The sequence below is a fragment of the candidate division WOR-3 bacterium genome, from assembly GCA_039801725.1.
Lineage (GTDB): Bacteria > Hydrothermota > Tepidihabitantia > Tepidihabitantales > DTDR01 > DTDR01.
On the sequence record JBDRVE010000003.1, the window covers coordinates 1 to 23,057 of the forward strand.

20 protein-coding genes and 1 tRNA gene are annotated in these 23,057 nt (G+C 30.9%); 9 read left to right on the forward strand and 12 right to left on the reverse strand.

The features are described from left to right. Together ABIK75_01040 and ABIK75_01045 are read left to right on the forward strand one after the other, a co-directional pair. Positions 1 to 1,061, forward strand: a 1,061-nt coding sequence (locus ABIK75_01040; protein ID MEO0089682.1) for a T9SS type A sorting domain-containing protein, incomplete at its 5' end; no start/stop codon positions are given. 250 nt (positions 1,062 to 1,311) lie between these two features. Next, positions 1,312 to 3,024 (forward strand): T9SS type A sorting domain-containing protein, encoded by a 1,713-nt coding sequence (locus ABIK75_01045; GenBank protein ID MEO0089683.1) that lies wholly within the window; start codon positions 1,312 to 1,314, stop codon positions 3,022 to 3,024. Between the two features lie 61 nt (positions 3,025 to 3,085). Here ABIK75_01045 and ABIK75_01050 read toward each other — a convergent pair whose 3' ends face one another. Genes ABIK75_01050 through ABIK75_01065 form a run of 4 tightly spaced genes read right to left on the reverse strand, consistent with a single transcriptional unit; the run spans position 3,086 to position 7,491 of the window. Further along, a complete protein-coding gene (locus ABIK75_01050; GenBank protein MEO0089684.1) occupies positions 3,086 to 3,973 on the reverse strand; it encodes a radical SAM protein in 888 nt (295 codons plus the stop codon). Further along, positions 3,952 to 5,922 carry an ATP-dependent DNA helicase gene (locus ABIK75_01055; protein MEO0089685.1) on the reverse strand — a complete coding sequence of 657 codons (1,971 nt, stop codon included), beginning with the start codon at positions 5,920 to 5,922 and terminating at the stop codon, positions 3,952 to 3,954. Before ABIK75_01055 ends, ABIK75_01050 begins: the two co-directional genes overlap by 22 nt. Positions 5,923 to 5,929: 7 nt before the next feature. Then, entirely contained in the window at positions 5,930 to 6,319 is a 390-nt protein-coding gene (locus ABIK75_01060) for a Minf_1886 family protein (protein ID MEO0089686.1), read from the reverse strand. Continuing rightward, positions 6,316 to 7,491: an aminotransferase class I/II-fold pyridoxal phosphate-dependent enzyme gene (locus ABIK75_01065; GenBank protein MEO0089687.1), complete on the reverse strand. Its 1,176-nt coding sequence runs from the start codon at positions 7,489 to 7,491 to the stop codon at positions 6,316 to 6,318. The genes ABIK75_01060 and ABIK75_01065 overlap by 4 nt, the downstream gene beginning before the upstream one ends. A 68-nt stretch (positions 7,492 to 7,559) precedes the next feature. Here ABIK75_01065 and ABIK75_01070 point away from each other — a divergent pair, with 68 nt between their 5' ends. After that, a complete protein-coding gene (locus ABIK75_01070) occupies positions 7,560 to 8,153 on the forward strand; it encodes a 5-formyltetrahydrofolate cyclo-ligase (GenBank protein MEO0089688.1) in 594 nt (197 codons plus the stop codon). On the opposite strand, the gene ABIK75_01075 is transcribed toward ABIK75_01070, so the two are convergent. Beyond that, complete coding sequence (locus ABIK75_01075) at positions 8,118 to 8,678, reverse strand: NTPase (protein MEO0089689.1); 561 nt, start codon at positions 8,676 to 8,678, stop codon at positions 8,118 to 8,120. The two genes, ABIK75_01070 and ABIK75_01075, sit on opposite strands and share 36 nt — an antisense overlap. A 21-nt stretch (positions 8,679 to 8,699) precedes the next feature. Here ABIK75_01075 and ABIK75_01080 point away from each other — a divergent pair. Further along, positions 8,700 to 8,773: transfer RNA gene (locus tag ABIK75_01080), tRNA-Val, on the forward strand. Here the strand turns inward: ABIK75_01080 and rplU are convergent. Genes rplU through gap form a run of 5 tightly spaced genes read right to left on the reverse strand, consistent with a single transcriptional unit; the run spans position 8,764 to position 12,363 of the window. Further along, positions 8,764 to 9,102 carry a 50S ribosomal protein L21 gene (gene rplU / locus ABIK75_01085; GenBank protein MEO0089690.1) on the reverse strand — a complete coding sequence of 113 codons (339 nt, stop codon included), beginning with the start codon at positions 9,100 to 9,102 and terminating at the stop codon, positions 8,764 to 8,766. The two genes, ABIK75_01080 and rplU, sit on opposite strands and share 10 nt — an antisense overlap. A gap of 2 nt (positions 9,103 to 9,104) precedes the next feature. Further along, positions 9,105 to 9,380: a preprotein translocase subunit SecG gene (secG, locus tag ABIK75_01090; protein MEO0089691.1), complete on the reverse strand. Its 276-nt coding sequence runs from the start codon at positions 9,378 to 9,380 to the stop codon at positions 9,105 to 9,107. A gap of 23 nt (positions 9,381 to 9,403) precedes the next feature. Next, positions 9,404 to 10,159 carry a triose-phosphate isomerase gene (tpiA, locus tag ABIK75_01095; protein ID MEO0089692.1) on the reverse strand — a complete coding sequence of 252 codons (756 nt, stop codon included), beginning with the start codon at positions 10,157 to 10,159 and terminating at the stop codon, positions 9,404 to 9,406. Between the two features lie 7 nt (positions 10,160 to 10,166). Continuing rightward, positions 10,167 to 11,333, reverse strand: coding sequence for a phosphoglycerate kinase (locus ABIK75_01100; GenBank protein ID MEO0089693.1), 1,167 nt, complete (start codon positions 11,331 to 11,333; stop codon positions 10,167 to 10,169). 19 nt (positions 11,334 to 11,352) lie between these two features. Further along, a complete protein-coding gene (gene gap / locus ABIK75_01105) occupies positions 11,353 to 12,363 on the reverse strand; it encodes a type I glyceraldehyde-3-phosphate dehydrogenase (protein ID MEO0089694.1) in 1,011 nt (336 codons plus the stop codon). A 71-nt stretch (positions 12,364 to 12,434) separates the two neighbouring features. On the opposite strand from gap, the gene thyX reads away from it, so the two are divergent. From thyX to uvrA, 5 genes are all read left to right on the forward strand, one after another. Then, positions 12,435 to 13,820 (forward strand): FAD-dependent thymidylate synthase, encoded by a 1,386-nt coding sequence (thyX, locus tag ABIK75_01110; protein ID MEO0089695.1) that lies wholly within the window; start codon positions 12,435 to 12,437, stop codon positions 13,818 to 13,820. Positions 13,821 to 14,678: 858 nt separating this feature from the next. Beyond that, complete coding sequence (locus ABIK75_01115; protein MEO0089696.1) at positions 14,679 to 15,836, forward strand: HAMP domain-containing sensor histidine kinase; 1,158 nt, start codon at positions 14,679 to 14,681, stop codon at positions 15,834 to 15,836. After that, on the forward strand, positions 15,833 to 17,344 hold the full coding sequence (locus tag ABIK75_01120) for a bifunctional response regulator/alkaline phosphatase family protein (protein ID MEO0089697.1): 1,512 nt from the start codon (positions 15,833 to 15,835) through the stop codon (positions 17,342 to 17,344). Before ABIK75_01115 ends, ABIK75_01120 begins: the two co-directional genes overlap by 4 nt. A 26-nt stretch (positions 17,345 to 17,370) precedes the next feature. Continuing rightward, positions 17,371 to 17,877, forward strand: coding sequence for a hemerythrin domain-containing protein (locus ABIK75_01125; GenBank protein MEO0089698.1), 507 nt, complete (start codon positions 17,371 to 17,373; stop codon positions 17,875 to 17,877). Between the two features lie 4 nt (positions 17,878 to 17,881). Continuing rightward, positions 17,882 to 20,719 carry an excinuclease ABC subunit UvrA gene (gene uvrA / locus ABIK75_01130; protein MEO0089699.1) on the forward strand — a complete coding sequence of 946 codons (2,838 nt, stop codon included), beginning with the start codon at positions 17,882 to 17,884 and terminating at the stop codon, positions 20,717 to 20,719. On the opposite strand, the gene ABIK75_01135 is transcribed toward uvrA, so the two are convergent. After that, a complete protein-coding gene (locus ABIK75_01135; protein ID MEO0089700.1) occupies positions 20,693 to 21,496 on the reverse strand; it encodes a TIGR00282 family metallophosphoesterase in 804 nt (267 codons plus the stop codon). The two genes, uvrA and ABIK75_01135, sit on opposite strands and share 27 nt — an antisense overlap. Beyond that, positions 21,486 to 23,015, reverse strand: coding sequence for an HDIG domain-containing metalloprotein (locus ABIK75_01140; protein ID MEO0089701.1), 1,530 nt, complete (start codon positions 23,013 to 23,015; stop codon positions 21,486 to 21,488). The genes ABIK75_01135 and ABIK75_01140 overlap by 11 nt, the downstream gene beginning before the upstream one ends. Between the last annotated feature and the right edge of the window lie 42 nt (positions 23,016 to 23,057).

The following is a 23,057-nucleotide window of genomic DNA, read 5'->3' on the forward strand; positions in this document are numbered from 1 at the left end:
CTGGTCCATTAAATCCTGGTGAAACTGCTCGAGTTTCTTTTCCTAATTGGCTCACTGGTCCAGCAGGTAATAATTATCAAATTACTATTTTTACCGCATTAGAAAACGATAGTAACCAAACAAACGATACTGCTAAACAAACTACCACTACTTTCTTAATAAGAGATACTTTAATTGCTCCTTTTGCGCAAGCGACACCAAACATTGATGGTAATATTCAAGAATCTGAATGGTATGATGCCTTAAAATGGGATATTTCTGATGTTTTAAATATGCAGGGTAGCGGTGCTCGTCCTGCTGGCAGTGTCTTTCTTTATGTGAAGCACGATTCTAACAATGTTTATTGGGCAATTGACTTTGTAGCAAAAAATACAAGGGATAACTATGACCAATTTGGCTGTTATTTAGATGAAAATTATAGCCGAACTTGGGCAACTGATTCTTCCGAAGGTAATCATTGGTTTGTCTGGCTAAATCAGGATACCGTTATCTATCGTGCCTTAATTGGACCAGGAAACATTCCCAGTGCTTATTGGACAAGATGGGCAAGTGGTAATGGTATTTCTCGAGCAAGCACTGCTTCTGGTCATCTCCAATTTGAGGCGGTAGTTGCTAAAGGAACACAAAAATGGAATTACACTATTAATCCGACTAACGATACAGTTGGTTTTTATGTTTATGTTGCCGCCGGACCAACCGGAAATGATATGTGGGGAACTTGGCCAACAACAATGCCTGGTAGTAATTGGAATAATGCTGCTACTTACGGAACTTTAATCTTTAGCCATTTACCTTCTGGTGTAAATGAAGAAAAAGAGATTATTTTAAAAGAAATCAAGAGAAATAATATATTAAGAATTCCACTTTTTATAAAGAATGCTAAAAGTCTATCTTTATATGATGCGACCGGAAAATTGGTAGTAAATCTAAATAATACTGAAAAAAATCTTTATTGGAACGGAAAAGATAAAAACGGCAAATTCGTTCCTAATGGTATCTATTTCTTAAAGATAAAAACAGAAGAAAGCGAAATTACTACGAAAGCAGTAATTCTCAGATAATAAAATTACAAATATAAGGAGAAGGCGGAAGTCTTATCTTCCGCCTTCTATTTTTATAAAAGAAAGTTATTCTCCCTTTAGGAAGATATATAGTATATGGTTATAGGGATATCCCTATCTACATTTAAGTCTTTGATTTTTAAGGGTTTATACATATATACCCCCTCTCCCTATCGTTAGTTTATCTCCTTGATTTTTATTTTTAATATTATATAATTAAGAATATGAAAAATCATAAATGGAGGTTATTATGAAAAAATATTTATTAATCTCTTTTTTATTTTTATCATTAATTTTTGCAAGCGAAAGAGAACTTTCTTATCTTGAAAATTTTGCAATCCCTTGTCCTATCCCCAAACCAGAAATTGTTCCTTTGCCACCTGCTAGTCAAGACAGTCCTGATTATGATACTTTAATTTATGATGAGAATATTCGGGCAAACGCTTGGGCTTGGAATACACGTGGTAATGGTTGGGGAATGAAGTTTATATCTCCGGCTCCTAATATTCGTTTGTATGGTGCTTTAGTAATGCTTTGGGATACTACTTGGCCTGTTCCCGGTGGTAGAAGGTTTTTGGTTAGGGTTTTAAAAGATGATGGTCCAAATGGTGCACCAGGAACACTTATTTATGAATCGGATACTATTTTGGGAACACGCGGTGCCTGGAATTTTGTTTTAATTGATACACCAATCGTAAATAGTAATTTCTATATCTTTTATATTCAACCAGATTCTTATCCACTTTGTCCAGGTTTATGTATTGATGGCAACAGTAATGCGCCCGATAATGTCTTATGGCAATATTTAGCAGGAAGTTATTCCATTGACAAAAGAAGAGGAGAATGGATGATAAGGGCAATAATTGACTGGACGCCACAAAATAATAACTTAATGACAACAGTTTTTGGTAATATGCCCTTTGATACTGTTCCAAGAATTAATTTTACTTTAAGAGCAACAGTAAGAAATATTGGAACCCAAACAATTCCGAGTGGTGTGCCGGTGAAATTGAGGATTGTTGGTCCCCAAGGTTATGTTTACGAAGATATTGATCAGGCAACAACAACTAATTTAGCAAGAAGGCAATCTCAGACAATTACTTTCACTCCTGCTTGGCGGATTCCTGATACCAGTGGAACTTATCAAATAATTGTTTGGCACGAATTTGGCGATGATGAATGGCGTTTTAATGATACAATCAAAAGAAGTTTAGGTGTTGCCTCTTGGATTACTTATGCCAATTGGAATAATCCTTCTTATCTCACTTGGGCAGGTCCCCAAAGGGCAACAAGATTTAATCCAGCAGATTTTCGATTAACTTACCCATTTGAGATTACTCGAATAAAACATCAATTCTATTGGCATCAACAATATCCTTGGCCGGATAGCATTTTCCAATTCAGAATTTATGCTGACGATGGTCAAACTCTCTTATATGAATCTGATACTATTCGTGCTGTCTCTTATCCATTATCTATTGAACATGCTGTGGAACCACCGGTTCAGATAAATTCGGGAACATTCTATGTAGCAGTTATGCCGAGAAGTTATTCCGGTCATCCTTCAACATTAGCAGATAACCAACCTTTAGGAAAATCCTTTTACGGTAGTCCGGGTAGTTGGGTATCTTGGACATATGGTGAATTTTTTACCGCAGTTTCAGTAAGACAACTTGCTATGGTGGAAGAAGTGGATAACTCTTCTGTAGAATTTGATATAACAGAAATTACCAATCCAAAGAAAGAAATAAGAATTAAATGGCAGGTTCCAAAAGGTATGTGGGTGAGAATTAGTCTAAATGATGTGACGGGCAGAGTGGTAAAATATTTCTATAAGAATGCGGAAAACACTTCCCAAAAAGGCATTATAACTTTGGATAATAAGACTCTATCAAAAGGTGTCTATCTTCTCCATTTTGAAACTCCTGCCTACAAGAAGACAAAGAAAGTAGTTCTTTTTTAATTAGAAAGAAATAAATCTCAAAAGGATAGGGGAGGTAGGAAATACCTCCCCTTATTTATTTTCAAAATCCCCGATATAAGCCAATTTTTTTAGCATAATTTATAACTTCTTCATACTCTTCTTTTTTTATTCTTCTATTTAATTCTAAGTAGCGATTTGCTAAATAACAAGGTCGATATTGAAGCATTATATTTACATAAGAATCTTTAGAAATCTCTCTGGCAATAAAATCTAAAATTTCAAAAGAACCGGCAATTCTATTGGGTAAAACCAAATGTCTTATTAATAAACCGGAATAGGCAATGCCATTAACAACTTTTAAATCACCAACTTGACGATACATTTCCTTTACCGCTCTTTTATTAATTTCTGAATAATTTTTAACTTTAGAATATTTTAAAGCATAATCGCTATTATCATATTTCATATCCGGCATATATATATCAATCACACCTTCTAAAATTTTTAGAACTTCTACCTTGTCATAACCACCAGAATTATATACAATCGGCAATTTAAGTCCCTTCTCTTTGGCAATTATTAGGGCTTCTAAAATCTGAAAGATTACATGGGTTGGGCTTACTAAATTAATATTATGACAACCCATTCTTTGTAATCTCAACATCATTTCCGCCAGTTCTTCAGGTTTTACTTCTTTTCCTTCAACATATTGACTAATTTCATAATTTTGACAATAAACACAATGGAGATTGCAGCCGGAAAAAAAGATTGTTCCCGAACCGTTTTCTCCTACCAATTCTTCTTCCTCACCAAAATGGGGTCCAAAACTACTAACTATTGCGTAGCGGCCAATTTGGCAATCTCCTTTTTCGTTATTTAATCTTAAAGCATTACATTCTTTCGGACAAATTTTACAGGGAGAAAAAAATTTTTCTAATTCCTTTAATTTTTCTTCTAAATTAACTTTCAGAAATTTTGGTTGGTACATTTTTTTAAAAAATTGATAAGAACATTTATGTTATCAGTAATTTTCACGGTTTTTGGTAATGAGTTGAGAAAATATTTGCCATAAGATTTTTCGATTATTCTTTTATCTAAAATAACAATAACACCGCGATCTTCCTTACTTCTAATTAGTCTTCCAAATCCTTGACGAAATTTTAAAACGGCATTAGGTAATTGATAATGCCAGAAGGGATCTAAGTTGTTTTTTATTAATCTTTCTTTAATTCCTTCAATTCTCGGATCATCAGGGACATCAAAAGGTAGACGGGTAATTATTAAACAGGAAAGAGATTCGCCAGGAACATCGATTCCTTGCCAAAAGGAACCGGTGGCAAAAAGTGAAACGTTGATATTTTTTTGGAATTCGGATAAAAGAGAAGTAGTTGAAGAGTCTTCATCTTGGGCTAAAATAGGATATTTTGTTGTATCACATAGTTCATAAACTTTTTTTAATGCTTTAAAACTTGTAAATAAAACCAAAGTTCTGCCTTTGGCATGATGAATTATATCGTTAATTATTTTTGCTGATTTTTCGTAAAAAGCGTTTTCTTCTGTTGGTAGGGGTATGTTTTTTTCAATATATACTAAAGTCTGTTGAGAGTAATCAAAGGGAGAAGGAAAATAATTTTTTTCATATCTTTCGATTCCTAATCGGGAAGCAAAAAAAGAAAAATCTTCTTTTACTCTTAAGGTAGCAGAAGTAAAAATTATTGGTATATTTTTATAAAAAAGATTTTCTTTCATTATCTCTTGAATTTCTATCAAAGCAGCATTTAAAGATAAAGAATTTTCCTCTTCAGCAATCCAAAAAACAAAATTATCCTTTCCTTGATAAAAATCATTGATATTTTTTTTCTTTTTCTCAACTTCTTTTATCCAACCAATAAATTCAATAATTATTTCTTTATCATTAATCTTTTGGCTCTCTTCGATTATTTTTTCTTTCAGATTTTCTAATTGGCTGAGAAAAGTGGGTAAGATAGTCAAATTTTCTTTTATTCTCTTTTTCTTTTCATTGCCAAGAAAAATTCTTATTTTTTGAAAATATTCATTTAAATTATTGAGAAGATTAAAGATTTCTTTTTGGTATTCCCTTAACTTTTTGGGACTTAATTTTAAAATTTTTAATAAACCAGTTTTTGTTTTGGGATTATATAATCGAAAAAGGAGATTTTTGAAGTTATTCTCACTAATAGAAAAGCCAAGACTATTAGCACAAATATCTTCTAAAGAATGGGCTTCATCAAAAATTATTGCCTGATATTCAGGCAAAATTGGATGTTCTAAATTTAAATTAGCAAAAAATAAGGCATGGTTAATAATCAGAATATCGCTCTTTTTCCATTCTAATTTGGCTTGTTGATAAAAGCATTCGTGATAGTAATTACATTCTTCTTGAAGACAACTTTCCCAAGCACAATTGATTTTTTCCTTTAAAGAAGAAGGCAAAGATTCAGAAAAATTTACTATTATATTATTATTGGTATTCAATTGTTGATAAATTTTGTTTAGTTTCTCTTCCTCGTCCGAAAATTCAAAAAGTCGATAATTTAAAGTCTGTTTTATTCTTCTTTTACATAAATAGTTTTCTTTTCCGTAAGCAACGGCATAGGAAAAATCAGAGTTTAATACTTCCTTAAATATCTCTTTAACTAATAAAATGTCGGATGTTAAAATTTGATTTTGTAAAACTTTTGTATAAGTAGAAATCAGTACTCTTTTATTATGTTTTTTTGAATAAAGGACAGCTGGTAAAAGATACCCCAAAGTTTTACCGACTCCGGTTTCGGCTTCAATAACTAATATTTCGTTTTTTTCTAAAGCATTATATATTGCCCAACTATAATCAATCTGTTCTTTTCTTTCTTCATAAGATTTATCTAAACGAGAAAAAACTTTCGGAATTTTTTCGAATATTTCACTTAATTTCATTTAAATTTTATTCTGTGCGGATATTCTTCTTGATTTCTTCTTTGGGAAAAAGTTGATATTTTTTTATAAACTCTTCTTCAAAATCAAAAAAATGAGCGAACTCTTCTTTTTTGTCATCCTCTCTTTTTGTTAAAATTTTAGCCTCACAAAGGTTAAAAACAATTTCTCCCACATCTTCGGTAGATTTTATTCCCCATTGTTCTAAGACAATCTTTGCCAAGATACCAAACTCCTTTTGCGCTAACTCCTTAAAACCTAAAAGTAATTCTTTAGCAGAAATATGGTCAGCCTTTTTTAATTTTCTTTTGGTATATTCTAAAGCATCCAGAACAAAAATATAGGCTTCTCTTTTATATTTAAAATTTCTTTTAACAATTTCATCAATTTTATCATTCATACTTTGGCTAAAGCCTGCTCCAAATCTTCAATGATATCTTCGGAATCTTCGATTCCTACCGACATTCGAACAAGCCCCTCACTGATACCAGATTTTTCTAAATCTTCTTTAGAATAAGTGAAATGAGTCATAGAAGCAGGATGTTCGATTAAAGTGGCAGTATCTCCTAAACTTACCGCGCAGACGCATAATTTGATATTATTCATTAGTTTTCTTCCTGCCTCTCGCCCGCCTTTCAATTCAAAGGCAATCATACTGGAAAAACCGCTCATTTGCTTTTTAGCAATCTCGTATTGAGGATGAGAAGGGAGTCCAGGATAAGAAACCCGTTTTATTTTTGGATGATTTTCTAAAAATTGAGCAACTTTTAATCCGTTTTCGTTATGTCTACTCATTCTTAATGCTAAAGTTTTTAATCCACGAAGTAATAACCAAGCGTTAAAAGGGCTTAAAACGCCACCAAAATTTCTAATTAAATTTTCCTTTAGATTTTCGATTATTTCTTTATTACTAATTACTACTCCCCCCAAGGTATCCCCATGACCAGAAATGTACTTCGTGGCTGAATGGAGAGAGATATCGGCATTTAATTTCAAAGGTTTTTGATTAAAGGTGGTTGCAAAGGTATTATCCACAATAACTTTAGCATCATATCGATGGGCAATTTCAGCAACTTCTTTGATATCAATAATTTCAATCGTGGGATTAGTAGGGGTTTCAATAAATACGATTTTAGTGTTTTTATTTATTTCTTTCTTTAATTCTTCAATAAAATTTTTAGCCAAAAGCCATTTCACTTTAATTCCTAAATTAGGAAGAATAGTTGTGAAAAGAGAGTAAGTACAACCATAAATTGGATAAGAAGCTAAAATTTCATCTCCGGCTTTAGCTAAAGCAAAAATCACTGCCGTAATTGCCGCCATTCCTGAAGCAAAAGCACAAGCATCTTCGCCTTCTTCTAAAAATGCCATTTTCTCTTCAAAAGCACGAACGGTAGGATTTCCTAAGCGAGTATAAAAATAGCCGTCTTTTTCTTTAGCAATAATACTGGCTCCTTCTTCTGCCGAAGAGAAGGTAAAAATTGCTGTTTGATAAATTGGTACCGATAGAGAACGAGTAAATTTTTCACCTAAGATTTCTTTTCCGTGAACATATTTCGTGAATTCCCGCATAAACTCTCCTTTTTTTAAATATTAATAAATTCCTTTTAAAAAATCAATAAATTTTGTATAATATAATTATGAAAAATAAAGAAGAAATAAGAAGAGAAATTTGGGAGTATATGGAAAAAAACAATTTAGTTACTTTTCCACGACCTTGTTACGGAAGAATTCCTAATTTCGTGGGCTCTGAGCAGGCGGCTAGAAAATTATACCAGATTGAAGAGTTTTTAAGAGCAAAAGGGGTATTTTCTGCGCCTGATAATGTTTTAAAAGAAGCACGAAGAATAACATTAAAAGAAGGTAAAAGTTTAATCGTTGCTTTACCTCATATCAAGGGTTATGTAGAAATAAAGGGAAAAGAATTAGCCGACAAGGCAATAACTATTAAGAACTTTGAAAAATATGGTAAGGAGCCAAAAACTTTTATTGAAGTTTTTATTCAAGGAAGTGTGGCAGTAGATTTGAAAGGGAACCGTTTAGGAAAAGGAAAAGGTTATGGAGATAAAGAATATTATGATTTAAAAAATAGGGGATTGTTGCGAGAGCCTTTAGTAATCACTATTGTTCATGATTGCCAAATATTAGAGGATTTTTCTTATCTTGTTGAGCCGCACGATATTAAAGTAGATGTGATACTAACTCCCACCAGAATTATTAAGATTAATCAATAATTTATTTATTTCTGCTTTTAGACTTTTTTGCAATTCTTCTCGGTTTTGAAAAGTTATTTCATAAATTTTTACTGGAAATAAAGATTTTAATTTTTCAATAAATATAATTTTAGAAATAGGAATAGTGGCAATAATAATTTTATCCAATTGAAAAACTTCCATTACTTTTTCTTTAAATTTTTGAGAAAAAAGTTCCATTTTACCGATTTCATCTATTAAAATAATTTTCTTTTCTTTTGCTAAGTTTAATTCCGGAATTATTAATTTTTCAAAATTGGGAATATCAACATAGTATTTAGAAATTTTATAAGGTGTGGAGAATTTAATATGGGCCAAGATTCCTTCGCCAGTATGAAAAGTTACAATTTTAAAGCCAATTCTTTCATTTTTTTCTCTTATTTCTTCGGTATAAAAGCCACAAATATTCTTTAAATCCAAAGAAGAAGCAATATTTTTAATGAGGGTTGTTTTTCCAATACCCGGTCTTCCAGTAATAAAAAATATTGATTTGTTTAAAAATTTCATTATTATATTAATAAACTTTAAGGGCGGTTAGCTCAGATGGTTAGAGCGTCGGTCTCACATACCGAAGGTCAGAGGTTCAAATCCTCTACCGCCCATTGGAAACGATTTCTTCCGGAGGATTGATCTTGAGAATTTCGATTTCGGTTAACGAAGGACGAAAACCTTTCTTTCGACGATAATTTTCTCTTCGTCTAAATTTAAAAACAATAATTTTTTCTCCTTTAAAATGGGACAATACTTTAGCCTCTATGAAAGCACCTTTTACTTTTGGAGTTCCTATCCAAACTTTATCGTTTGCCTTTAAAAATAACACATCATCAAGCTTGATAACTTCTCCCACTTCGGCTTTGATTCGTGGAACGATTAATTTTTCGCCTTCTTTGATAAAATATTCAAATCCTTTTATTTCGGCAATTGCAAACATTTTTATCTTTTTTGTTGTTCTACCGGTGTTACTTTTTGTTGAATTTTTTGAATTTTTGGTTGAGAAGTTAAAACCAGACCTATCGAGGTAAGTAAAAGTAACGTCGCGATGGCTGAAGTTAATTTAGTCATAAAAGGAGAAATTCCACCTCCACCAAAAATTGATTCACCGCCGCCAAAGATTAATGACATTCCACCCTTTTGAGGTTGTTGTAAAAGAACCACAAATATCAAAAGCAGACATACTAAAATATGCAATATTAACAAAAAAGAAAACATATTTTTATTTTAACAAAAAATTTTTATAAATCAAGATTAACAATTTGAACAAATTCTTCTAATTTTATACTGGCACCACCAATGAGTACACCATCGATTTCTTCTTCTTTTAATAATTCGTAGATATTATTTTTATTTACACTTCCTCCGTAGATAATTCTTAGATTTTCGCTGATTTCTTTACCATAATCTTTAGAAATTATCTCACGAATAAAACTATGAACTTCACGAGCTTGTACTGGCGTAGCATTAATACCGCTACCAATCGCCCAAATTGGCTCGTAGGCAATTACTATTTCATTAAGTTTTTCGACATCTTTTAACCCCTTTTTTAATTGTTTTTCAATAACTTCAAAAGTTTTGCCTGTTTTTCTTTCTTCTAAATCTTCCCCAACACAAAAGACTGGCTTTAAATTTACATCTAAAGCCTTTTTAATTTTTTTATTTATCATCTCGTCATTTTCAAAAAAATATCTTCTTCTTTCCGAATGGCCGATTATTACGTATTCACAATCTAAAGCAATTAAAAATAAAGGTGAAATTTCGCCAGTAAATGCCCCTTTATCTTCCCAATGAGTATTTTGAGCTCCTAATTTAATTCCAGTATTTTTAATAATTTCCGATACGGTAAAAAGGGTAGTGAAAGGAGGAAAGAGAACGATCTCTTTTTTTTCGATATTTTTAATAGATTTTAATAACTTTTCAACGAATTCCTTTCCTTCTAAATGGTTAAGATTCATTTTCCAATTGCCGCCAATAAAAATTTTTCTTTTCTTCATTTCAAATTTATAAAAGGGCTTTTAAGCCTGGTAATTCTTTTCCTTCTAAAAACTCTAAAGTAGCACCACCGGCCATAGAAATAAATGAAAATTTGTCGATACAATTGAATTTATTTATTGCTGCCACGGTATCACCGCCACCGGCTAAACTGAAAGTACCTTTTTGAGTAACCTCAGCGATTGCTTTTATAATTTCTCTTGTACCACAGCTAAAGGGTTCAATTTCAAATATTCCTAAAGGACCACAAAATATAATCGTTTTTGCTTCTTTAATTATTTTCACATATTGGGTAATTGTTTCTTTACCAATATCTACACCGTAATAGTCTTTTCTTATCTCTTCTATTGGAGTATTATAGTAATGAGCATTTTCCGAAATTTCGGAAGCAATTAAGATATCTTTGGGTAGGATAACTTTTTCTTCCTTAGCCAACAATTCACCTTCTTTTAAAAGATTTTCTTCGTATATCGATTTGCCGATTTCGTATCCTAACGCTTTAAAAATTGTAAAAATTACACCACCTCCTAACAGAACTTTATCAACTTTTGGTAAAAGATTTTTTATTACCCCTAATTTATCAGAAATTTTAGCTCCGCCAATTATTAAAATTGCTGGTCTTTTAACCTCATCAAAAATTTTTTTTAAATTTTCCACTTCTTTTAGAAATTGAAAGCCAGCACATTTTTCTTTTATAAACTGAGTAATACCAACAATAGAAGCGTGTGCCCGATGAGAAGCAGAAAAAGCATCATTTACATACACATCTATTTCGGTAGCTAATTCTCTTGCAAAATTAAGATCATTTTTTTCTTCTTCTTCATAAAATCTTAAATTTTCTAACAAATAAATTTCACCAAATTTAGCCCTTTTCTTTCTTTCTAAAACTTTTTCACCGATACAATCTTCTAAAAAAATTACTTCTTTATTTAGGAGTTTTGATAAATGAGAAGCAATCGGAAATAAAGAAAATTCCTCTTTTTTTTCTTTTTTAGGTCTTCCTAAATGAGACGCAATAAAGAGAATAGTGGGAAAATTCAAAATAAAAAAAATAGTCTCCAAAGAGGCACGGATTCGTGAGTCGTCAAGAATTTTTCTTTCCTTTAAAGGGACGTTATAATCTACCCTTAAAAATATTTTCTTATAATTTAAATCAATATCTTTTATTGATTTCATATTTTTTATGTTTTTAAAATTATTTTAAATTTTTGGCCACTAATTCCGCTAATTCTACAACGCGGCAAGAATAGCCCCACTCATTATCATACCAGGCATATACTTTGACAAAATTGTTATCAATCACATCGGTAAGAGTAGCGTCAAAGATACAAGAATAAGGATTTCCGACAAAATCTTGAGAAACTAATTCCTCTTCAACATATTGAAGATATTTACTTAAATAAGTTTGGCTTGCTTTTTTAAATACCTGGTTTACTTCTTCTTTGTTTGTCTGCTTTTCAACCACACAAGATAAATCCACCATCGAAACATTTGCTACCGGTACTCTTATTGCTATGCCGGAAATTTTCCCTTTTAATTCTGGAAAGATGACACCAATCATTTTCGCTGCTCCGGTGGTGGTGGGAATCATTGATAGACCGCATGCTCGAGCTCGTCGTAAATCTTTATGGGGAGCATCTAAAATTCTTTGGTCATTGGTGTAAGCATGAATTGTTGTCATGTAACCAGAAATAATTCTAAAGTTTTCGTGAAGAACTTTTATTAATGGTAAAAGACAATTAGTTGTGCAAGAAGCATTGGAAATAATATGATCTTTTTCCGGGTCGTAATCCTTTTCATTTATTCCTAAAACAAAAGATTTGATTTCTTTTTCATCTTTTGGGGGAGCAGTTAAAATTACCTTTTTGGCACCATTTTTGAGATGATTTTCTAGTTCTTCTTTTTTACGAAACACACCGCTTGCTTCAATTACAATGTCGACTTTTAATTTTTCCCAGGGTAAATTTTTAATATCTCTTTCATTTAGCACAAAAATTTCTCGCTCCTTTACAATCAATCTATCTTTTTCTGCTTTTATTTCATAAGGAGATTGCCCGTGAACGGAGTCATACTTTAAAAGGTGTCCTAAAATTTTACCATCAGCCACATCATTAATAGCAACAAATTCTAAATTTTTATTTTCTAACCCAATTCTTAATACTAATCTACCGATTCGACCAAATCCATTTATTGCTATTCTTGCCATTTTTACCTCCAAATAACTTTTTATTATAAAGAAACTTGAAAAAAAATCAAGTTTATATTATTTTTTAAATTATGAAAGTAAATATTGCGGGTTATAATATAGACACAAAAGTCTTAAAAAAAATATCTTCTAAATATAAAAAACTTTTAACACCAGAAACTTTATCTTGTGCCTACGCACGAATTAGTCGATACGATCTTTCGATTGAGAAATTAAGAGAAATTGCACTAAAAGAAATTGAAAAAGCAAGAAAAACAAATAAAAGAATAATTTTTGAAATGGGCCATTCTTCTATTGCTGAACACAGTGTTTTTAATATTGATATTATTAAAATATCCCGATTAGCGGTAGAGGAAATTGAGCATTTTCGGTTGGCTTCTTATACTGAGAAGTCCCAAAGATATATAAAGTTAAAAGAGGGTTTCTATATTCCGGAAGAAATAAAAAACACAAAAATTGAAGAAGGATATAAAAAAACTATTAAAAAACTCTTTGCTACTTATAAAGATTTTATAAAAAAGGAAATACCAAAGGAAGATGCCCGTTATCTTTTGCCTTTGGCTACTTGTACTCAATTGGGGATGACAATTAATGCTCGTAGTTTAGAGTATATGTTAAGAAAATTCTCTGCTTCTCCTTTAGAAGAGATTAGAGAATTAGGAAAAAAGATTTTTACAAAAGTAAAAAAAATTGCTCCGTCACTTTTGAGATATTATCAAGCCACCAATTACGAATTAAAAACAAAAGAAGAATTAAAAAGTTTTTCTAAAAAATTTGAACATCTGAGAAAGTTGGCAGAGGCGGAAGATGTTCGATTAATTGCCTATTATAGTGATGATTTGATTCCCAAAGCCCTTCTTTATTCTTACTTTGATACTCCCTTTCCTGAGAGATTACCTTTAAATACCCAAGAAAGAGAAGCGATTATTAAAAAAAGTTTAGAATACTTAGAGTTTTATGATGCTGTCCCCCGAGAATTTGAATTTGGGTTTTTAGTATTTGAAATTGTAATAAGTGCCGCTGCTTTTGCTCAATTGAAGAGGCATCGATTAATGACCTTGATAAGCCAATATTATAATCCGGAATTAAAGTTTACTATTCCGAAATCGATTACTGATAAAAATTTAGAAAAAGAGTTTCGAAAAAGAATGGAAGAGGTTGAGGAACTTTTCTATTCTTTAAAAGAAAAATTAGGGATAGAGAGGGCTCAATATATTTTAACTAATGCCCATCGAAAAAGAATTTTGATTGGTTTAAATCCTAGAGAATTTTATCATATCTCGCGGTTAAGAGAAGATAGAGAAGCTCAATGGGAGATTAGAGAAATTGTTGGAAAAATGAATAGATTAGCAAAAGAAAAAATGCCCGAGGTATTTCTTTTGCTCGGTGGCAAGGATAAATATCCCGAGATTTATTATTCTATTTATCATAAATATCCTAAATCAAAAATAAAATAAAATAAAATAAAATAAAATTTTTCTACTTCTTTTTTTGAAAGACTTCTTTAAGAAGTTATTTTATAATTTCAAAACATTTCTTTTTAATATCACTATTAGAGTTGTAGTAGTTGGTTTATGAGTTTAAATGTAGTCAAAATTTCTAAGTAATATCATATTAAAATTGCTAAATTGATTCAAAAGAGAAAAAAATTTTTTGATATTTGATTTTAATATACTTTTAACTACCTTCATTTATATTACATTTCAATAAATCGTGTTTTATTAATATTATTATTTTACTGGTTTTAATTTTATCTATTCGATGGCAACCTTTAGAAAGTTGATAATTCTTTAATTATTTTCTCTTTCATCTTTAAAATTTCTGCCTTTCTTTTTGACTTTGATAAATTTTCCATTACCCCATACTAAAAGAAATCTAAGAAATGATTATTTTTATTTAATACCTTTATTAAATGTGATAATTATACTTTAGCACTTTATGTAATCTAGATTATCGTTGATTGGAAAAACTCAAAATAATGATAGAAAAAGAAAGAGAGAAGAGGCATACAGAGATAAGGCGTGAGAGCAACGCTAGGAATAAGTTTCAATAAAATTTTTAAATAATCTTCAAAAAAATGGCAGTTTTAAAAGGTTATTGTTGATAACATTCAGAAAGTTTTGATTAATACTTTTTATCTAAAGAATTAATAAGCCGCTATTTTATTTTACATCGTTAGTTTAAAAAATAATTTAGAAGATTTAACAAATTTTTCATTGTTTTTGGTGCTTTTTCTAAAATAATTTCTTTTTAGTGGCGGTTATGTTGTTTTTAAAATTGACAATTATTTATTTTTGAATATAATAAAATAAATAATGAAAATAAAACTGGGTAAAAGATTCTTAATCAGTTATTTTATTATTGTTTCTCTAATATTCGCAATAATATTTTTTGTCGTTTCTTCTTTTATTTTCAAAAAATTAGAAGAAGAGATAACTCTTCGTTCAAGAATTTTTGCAAGATATATGTCCCAAACCCAAGTAGAAGGGGCAGGCAGTAGTTCTTATGAGTTAGACATAATTTTTGAAGAAGTTATAAGGAAAATCGATTTTCCGGTAATTGTGACCGATGATCGTGGTGAAATCGTTGCTTATCGAAATGTTGGGAAAAATCCAACAAAAGAGATACTAAGAAAAAAATTAGAAAGCTTAAAGAAAGAGAAATCGCCAATTCCTCTTTTGGTGAATATTGGTGATACTACTAAATTTCTTGGTGAGATATATTATGGTTTGTCTCCTTCAGCAAAGTTTATTCGTTTTTATCCCTATTATCAAATCTTAGTTTTGTTATTTTTTATCTTTTTAGGAATTTGGGCAATTTTTGTTTATAGAAAAAGAGAAGAAGAAAGGTTATGGACTTTCTTAGCAAAAGAAACTGCCCACCAAATGGCTACTCCGCTTTCTTCTTTGTTAGGTTGGTTAACAACGTTGGAAGATAAGATTGAAAAAAAATATTATGAAGAAATGCTATTAGACGTAAAAAAAATGGAAATTGCTTTAGAAAGATTTTCTCGAATTGGGTTACCTCCTAAATTAAAAGAAACGCCAATAAAAGAGGTTATTGAAAAAGTTTGTCAACATTTTCAAAAAAGAATGCCGTTAAATATTGAATTGATTTTGAATTTAAAAAGTAATCCCTCTTTGCCTTTAGATGAGGTGCTCTTTGGTTGGAGTTTAGAGAATTTGTTGAAAAATAGTGTTGATGCCATTGGTGATAATTCAGGAAGAATTGAGATAAAAGAAGTCCCTAACAATATTTGTTACGAAATTCAAATAATTGACAATGGAGAAGGAATTGATAAAAAAATTAGAAAAAAGATTTTTAAGCCCGGGGTAACATCAAAAAAATACGGTTGGGGAATAGGTTTGTCATTGGCAAAGAGAATTATTGAAGAGTATCACCAAGGAAAATTAATATTAAAAGAATCTAAAAAGAATAGAACCGTTTTTTCGATTATCTTAAAGAAAAAATGAAAATTCTCTGGATTGATGACGAAATAGATCTTTTGAAACCTTTCATTTATTTTTTAAAAGAAAAAGGATATGAAGTAAAAGAAGTGACTAATGGGGTTGATGGGTTAAATAAAATAAAAGAGGAAAATTTTGATTTGGTTTTTTTAGATGAAATGATGCCTGGGTTGGATGGTTTAGAAGTTGCAAAAAAAATAAAAAATTATGATCCAAATATTTTTATTGTTATGGTTACTAAAGTAAGTGATGAAGCTTTTATTGATGAAGTTTATGCTAATTTAATTGATGATTTTATTTTAAAACCCTTAAATCCTCTGCAAATATTAGCAGTAATTAAGAGGTTATTAGAAAAAAAAGAAATTTTTAAAGAGAATTTAGTAAGAGAATATTTAAAAATTCTTTCAGGTATAAAAAATTTTGAAAAAATTGAAGAATGGTATGATTTCTATCAGCAGTTAATAAAGTGGCGGGAATATATTAACCGTTTTTCCCTTGATGATCTTCGAGAAAGTTACGAAGACATTTTGAAAGAAGGAAATGAAAATTTTGCCTCTTTTGTTGAGAATAATTATATTAAATGGTTAAAAAATAATACTGGACCTGTTCTTTCTCATCGGTTTTTTGAGAAATTTCTTAAACCTAACTTAGACAGTTTGCCACTTTATTGGATAATTTTTGATTCTCTTAGACTTGACCAATGGTTAATTATTTATAATATTTTGAAAGAACATTTTTTAGTAAAACAAAATTTTTATTGTTCAATACTTCCCTCTGCTACCCCTTATTCCCGTAATGCTTTATTAAGTGGTTTAACTCCCGAAAAGATTTTTAAGTATTATCCGGAATATTGGATCTTTGATGATGTCGGACAAAATCGATATGAAGAAATATTGTTTCATAAACTTTTAAACCGAGAGAAAATTTCTCTAACACCTTTCTATTTAAAAGTTTTGAAGATAGAAGACTTAGCCGAAAAATTAGATTATCTTATCAATCCTGACAAGGAGATTATTGTAATTATTATCAATTTTTTGGATTTTCTTATCCATTCTGCTAAAGAAGAAGTGTTTATTAAAGAGATTGCGGAAAATGAAGATTCATTATTGGAATTTACTAAAATTTGGTTTAATTCTTCATTAATTTTTCAATTTTTAAAGAAACTTAAGCAGAAAAGAAGGAAGATTATCATCACTTCCGACCACGGATTTATTAAAGTCAAAAGACCAACTATTATTCAAGGAGGTAGAGAACTTTCGGCTAATTTGAGGTATAAGTCCGGGGGTGGATTGACAGTTGATAAAAAGGCGGCCTGGCTCATTACTCCCAGAGATTTAGAACTTCCCCAAGAATTTCTGGGTGAAGAATACGCGATTTGTAAAAGTGATTACTACTTTATTTATCCTACGAAACCAAGAGAATATGAAAAGACTTATAAGTTTACTTATCAACACGGAGGTATCTCTTTGCAAGAAATGATTTTGCCAGTAGGAATTTTGTATCCCCTTGATTAATCTCAAAATTTATTTATAATAATTTAATGTCTCAATTTGCTTTTTTGGAAACTTTAAAAAAGGAGCATTTTTTAATAGAACGGGCTTTGAGAATAATGAATGTATTTATAATTAGAGAACAATTCTTAGAAAAAGAATTTTCTCTTCTTTATCATTTGATTAAGGATTTTGTGGAAGAAAATCATTGTGCCAAAGAAGAGAAGGTTTTGTTTCCTTTAATAAGGGAATACGAAATTGATGCTCAGTTAGTTATGGCAGACGAAGCAGAAAAAAGAAGAGAAATTATTGAAGACTTAGAAATTGGTTTGAAAGATTTTGATAAAGAAAAATTCTTCTCCGGTTTACAAAATTTTATAGAGATTTTTGCTCGCCATATTTTTAAAGAAGAGGGTCTTATCTTTCCAGCCTGTGAGACCCTTTTGCCTTCCGAAATAAATGAAAAGATAATTGAAGAGTTTAAGGAATATGAAAAGAATGAAGAAAATTATGAATATTTTTTAAAAATCGTTGAAAATTTAGAGAAGCTTCTGTAATAAAATGGCCGAAAACAATTATATTTTTATCAAAGGAGCAAGAGAACATAATTTAAAAAATCTTACATTAAAAATTCCTCGAAATAAAATGATAGTCATTACGGGAATATCTGGTTCAGGAAAATCCTCTTTGGCTTTTGATACTATTTATGCTGAGGGACAGAGAAGATACATTGAGTCTCTTTCTTCTTATGCTCGGCAGTTTTTAGGAGTGTTAGAAAAACCGAATGTAGATTACATTGAAGGACTTTCCCCAGCGATTGCTATTGAACAACGAACAGCTGCTAAAAATCCTCGTTCTACCGTGGGTACGGTTACTGAAATTTACGATTACTTAAGAGTTCTTTTTGCTCGAATTGGCATTCCTTTTTGCCCTTATTGTAATAAAGAAATTGCTTATCAAACTTTAGACCAAATAATAGATCAGATTTTTCTTTATCCTAAAAATACTAAATTAACAATATTGGCACCGGTAGTGAGAGGAAGAAAAGGGGAATATCAAACGCTGTTAGAAAAAATTAAAAAAAGAGGATTTTTAAGAGTAAGAGTGGACGGAGAAATTTATGAGATTTCGGAGGTTAAAAATTTGGAAAAATACAAAAAGCATAATATTGAAATTCTTATTGATCGTCTAATTCTCAATCAAGAAAATCGAAAAAGACTAGCTGAATCAGTGGAATTAGCATTAAAAGAGGGTCAAGGATTATGTTTAGTGATTTTTGACGAAAAAGAGGAAAAAATTTTTTCGGAAAAATTTGCTTGTGTGGAGTGTGGCTTTTCTTATGAAGAAATTTCCCCTCGACTTTTTTCTTTTAATTCTCCTTATGGCGCCTGTCCCACTTGTCATGGATTGGGAACGAAAATGGAAATTGATCCAGAAAGATTAATTGTGGATCCCGAACTTTCGATTAATGAAGGAGTGATTGAAGTATGGGGAGAACCCAAAGGAAGATGGTTTACCTCTGTTTTGAAAGCATTGGCTAAAAATTATAATTTTTCTTTAAATACTCCGTGGAAAAAATTACCTAAAGAAATAAAAAAGATAATTCTTTATGGCAGCAACGAAGAAATTCTTGTGGAACATGAAAGATGGGATGGAACCCGTTATCAATTTTATGAAGAGTTTGAGGGGGTGATTCCCCATTTAATGCGAATTTATCAAACAACCGAATCGGAGAGTACTCGCGAGTGGATTGAAAGATACATGTCGGTATTACCGTGTCCAGAATGTAGAGGTGCGCGACTCAAAAAAGAGGCATTGTCGATTAAAATTGCTGGTTATTCTATTTATGATGTTTGTAAATTTTCTATAAAAGAATGTTACCAATTTTTTGATAATTTAAAATTAAACGAACAAGAAAGAAAAATTGCTGGTGAATTGATTAACGAAATTAAAAAACGTTTGAAATTTTTAATAGAAGTAGGTGTGGAGTATTTAACCTTAGAAAGAAGAACCGATACTTTGGGAGGCGGCGAGGAACAAAGAGTCAGATTAGCAACCCAAATCGGTTCGGGTTTAGTAGGGGTAACTTATATTTTGGATGAACCGACAATTGGGTTACATGTAAGGGATAATCAAAAGTTGATACAAACCTTATTAAGATTAAGAGATTTAGGAAATACCGTAATTGTTGTCGAACATGACCGCGATACAATTTTAGCGAGTGATTACGTAATTGATTTGGGTCCCGGAGCCGGAGAAAAAGGAGGTTACATTGTAGCAATGGGAACTCCTTCCGAAATAATGGAAAATCCTAACTCTTTGACAGGAGCTTATTTAGCAGGCAAGAAGGAAATTCCTTTGCCTCAAAAAAGAAGAGAAGGAAACGGTAAATTTTTAATCGTAAAAGGATGTAGCGAAAATAATTTAAAAAATATTGATATTTGTATTCCCCTCGGTATGTTTGTCTGTCTTACCGGAGTTTCTGGTTCGGGTAAAAGTACTTTTATGAACGAGATTCTTTATAAAGCTTTAGCCGAAAGGTTTTACGGTTCTAAAGAAAAACCAGGAAAATTTAAAGAAATTATCGGTTGGGAAGAAATTGACAAAGTAGTTAATATTGACCAATCACCTATTGGTCGAACACCAAGATCTAATCCAGCTACTTATACTAATGTCTTTACGCCAATAAGAGAACTTTTTTCACAAACAAAGGAAGCCAAAATGCGTGGTTATCCACCAGGAAGATTTTCTTTTAATGTTCGAGGCGGTCGATGTGAAAACTGTGGCGGCGACGGAGTTAAAAAAATTGAAATGCATTTTCTGCCAGATGTTTATGTCACTTGTGAAGTATGTAAAGGAAAGAGATATAATCGAGAAACTTTAGAAATAAAATATAAGGGGAAAAATATATACGATGTGTTAGAGATGACAGTAGATGAAGCCTTGGAATTTTTTTACAATATTCCTTCCATTAAAAGAAAATTGGAGATGTTGAAAGATGTTGGTTTAGGATATATAAAATTAGGACAACCAGCAACAACTTTATCCGGTGGGGAAGCCCAAAGAGTAAAATTAGCAAGAGAATTATCTAAAATTGGGACGGGAAGAACTTTGTATCTTTTGGATGAACCTACTACTGGATTACACTTTGAAGATATTCGTCTTCTTTTAATTGTTCTTAATCGTTTGGTGGATAAAGGAAATACTGTGGTGGTTATTGAACATAATTTAGAAGTTATAAAATGCGCTGATTGGATAATTGATTTAGGACCCGAAGGAGGCGAAAACGGTGGATATGTAGTGGCTTGTGGTAGACCAGAGGATATTGTTAAATGCGAAAAATCTTATACCGGAAAATTTTTGAAGGAGGTATTAAGAAGACATGGAGTCAAAATCTAAATATTTTTCCTTGATTCTTTCTATTCGAATAGCTTTGTAGGTAGAAAGATCAATTTCAATAAGAACTCCTTCGATTTGAAAATTAGAATTTGCTGGATTAAGACGATAATTAATCCCATAAAGAAGTCTTTTTAAGGAATCTTCAATTTTCATTCCTAATACCGAATTAATTGCACCGCACATTCCAACATCAGTTATGTAAGCAGTTCCCTTAGGTAAAATTTTTTCATCGGCAGTTGGAATATGCGTATGGGTTCCTAAAACAGCACTTACCCTGCCATCTAAAAAATATCCCATTGCTTGTTTCTCAGCCGTAGCTTCAGCATGAAAGTCAACAATAATAACTCCTTCTTTATCGATTTTTGCTAATTCTTCATCAATTCTTCGAAAAGGGCAATCGACCGGTTTCATAAATACTCTTCCAACAAGATTTATTACAATAAATAACCCATTGTTTTTTTCTTTTATACAAATCCCCTTCCCAGGAGTTCCTAAAGGATAATTTAGCGGCCGAATAATATTTTTTTCTTTTTCTAAATAAGAAATAATTTCTTTTCTATCAAAAGCATGGTCACCAAGAGTAATACAGTCAACTCCCAATGAAAAGAGTTCTTCAGCAATTTTAGGGGTAATACCAAATCCCCCAGCCGAATTTTCGCCATTGACGATAATGAAATCAGGTTGATACTTATTTTTCAAAGTTTTTATTCCTTGGATTACTGCCTTTCGACCGGCTTCTCCGCAGATATCGCCTAAAAAAATAATTTTATAACTCATAAATTAAATTTATTTTAATTTCACCTAACATATTAGTTTCGTGTCTTATTTTCTGTTGAAGATTTCTTATTAATAGATTACTTTCTTTTTCACTAAGTTTATCAACATTTAATAAAATTCGGATTTCTCTCCCTAATTGGAAAGCATATGCTCTCTTAACCTCTTGAATTTCTTGACATAGTTCCTCAATTTTTATTAATCTTTTAAAAGTTTCGGTGAAATCAATTGTCCGACCTGCTCCATAGATATGAGAAAGACCATTGGCCAAGGAGACTAAAAAAGATTCTAAAGAAGAAAAATTATCTAATTGATGATGGTTAATGATTGCTTGGATTACTGCTTCGTTTTCACCAAATTTTTTAACAAAATTAGCTCCACTTATCTGATGTGGTAGATTTTCTTCACCAGAAAGAATTTTGCCGATATCATGTAGAAGACCTGCTTTTAAAACATTAGTAGGATCAATATCAAAATTAAGGGCTAAGTTTTTACTAATAATTGCGACTTCCTTGGAATGGGCAAGAAGATTTTGTCCGTAGGTGACATAAAATTCCATTTCTCCAATTTTTTTTAATAACTCCTCAGAGAAATTCGCAATTCCTAATTCTTTACAGGTCTCTAAGCCAGTTTGCAGTATTTTTCTTTCCAATTCTTCCAAGGTTTTTTGAAAGGATTTTTCGATTGTTTCGGCAGAAATTTCGTTTTCATTTATAATCTTTTCAATTAATAATTTAGCAGTAATTCTTCTTTTAGGATTAAAAGAAAAGATAAAAATTTTTTTAGGGGTATCGTCAACAATAATTTCTGTGCCAGTAAGATTTTCTAACAAATGAATATTTCTTCCTTTCCGACCAATTAACTTTCTTTTAAAATCGTCGTGAGGAATTTCGACAAAAGAAATACTATGCTCTTTTGCTACTGGTAAAGCGATTTTTTGGCAAGTTTCTAATAAAATTTTTTGGGCAATAATTTTTGTTTCTTCATTCGTTTTTTCTTTTATTTTTTTTAATTCTTCAAAATGTTCCTCCCATATCTCCTTTTCGAAAGTCTTCTTTAATTCTTCTTTTATTTCTGAGATACTCAAATTGGGTATTTTTAATAGGCGATTCTGATACTCGTTTATTAATTTATCAAGGTATTCAATTTTTACTTTATAAATCTTTTCCGTTATCAAAAGTTCATTTTCTTTTTTTTGGATACGATTTAAAGATAATAAATAATCTTTTTCTTTTTTTTGATAAAGATTTATAAGACTCTCTAATTCTTTATCTTTTTCGTTTAGTTCTTTTAATTTTTTTTCTTGCTCTTCTAAAATTTTCTTCTTCTCTTTTTCCACCTCCTTTCTTAATTCTTCAATTAATTTTTGTTTTTCTTTTTCGTTTTCTTCTGATAACTTTTTTTTATATTCTTCAAATTTTTTCTGTTCCGTTTCATATTTTTCCCTCCAAAAATTTCTGGTTAATAAATAAGTTAATAAGATAGAGAGAAATAACAATAAAAAAAATAAAAGGTACATCATTTTTTTCCCCTTTTAATCTTAAAATTTAAGGCTCTCCGTAGC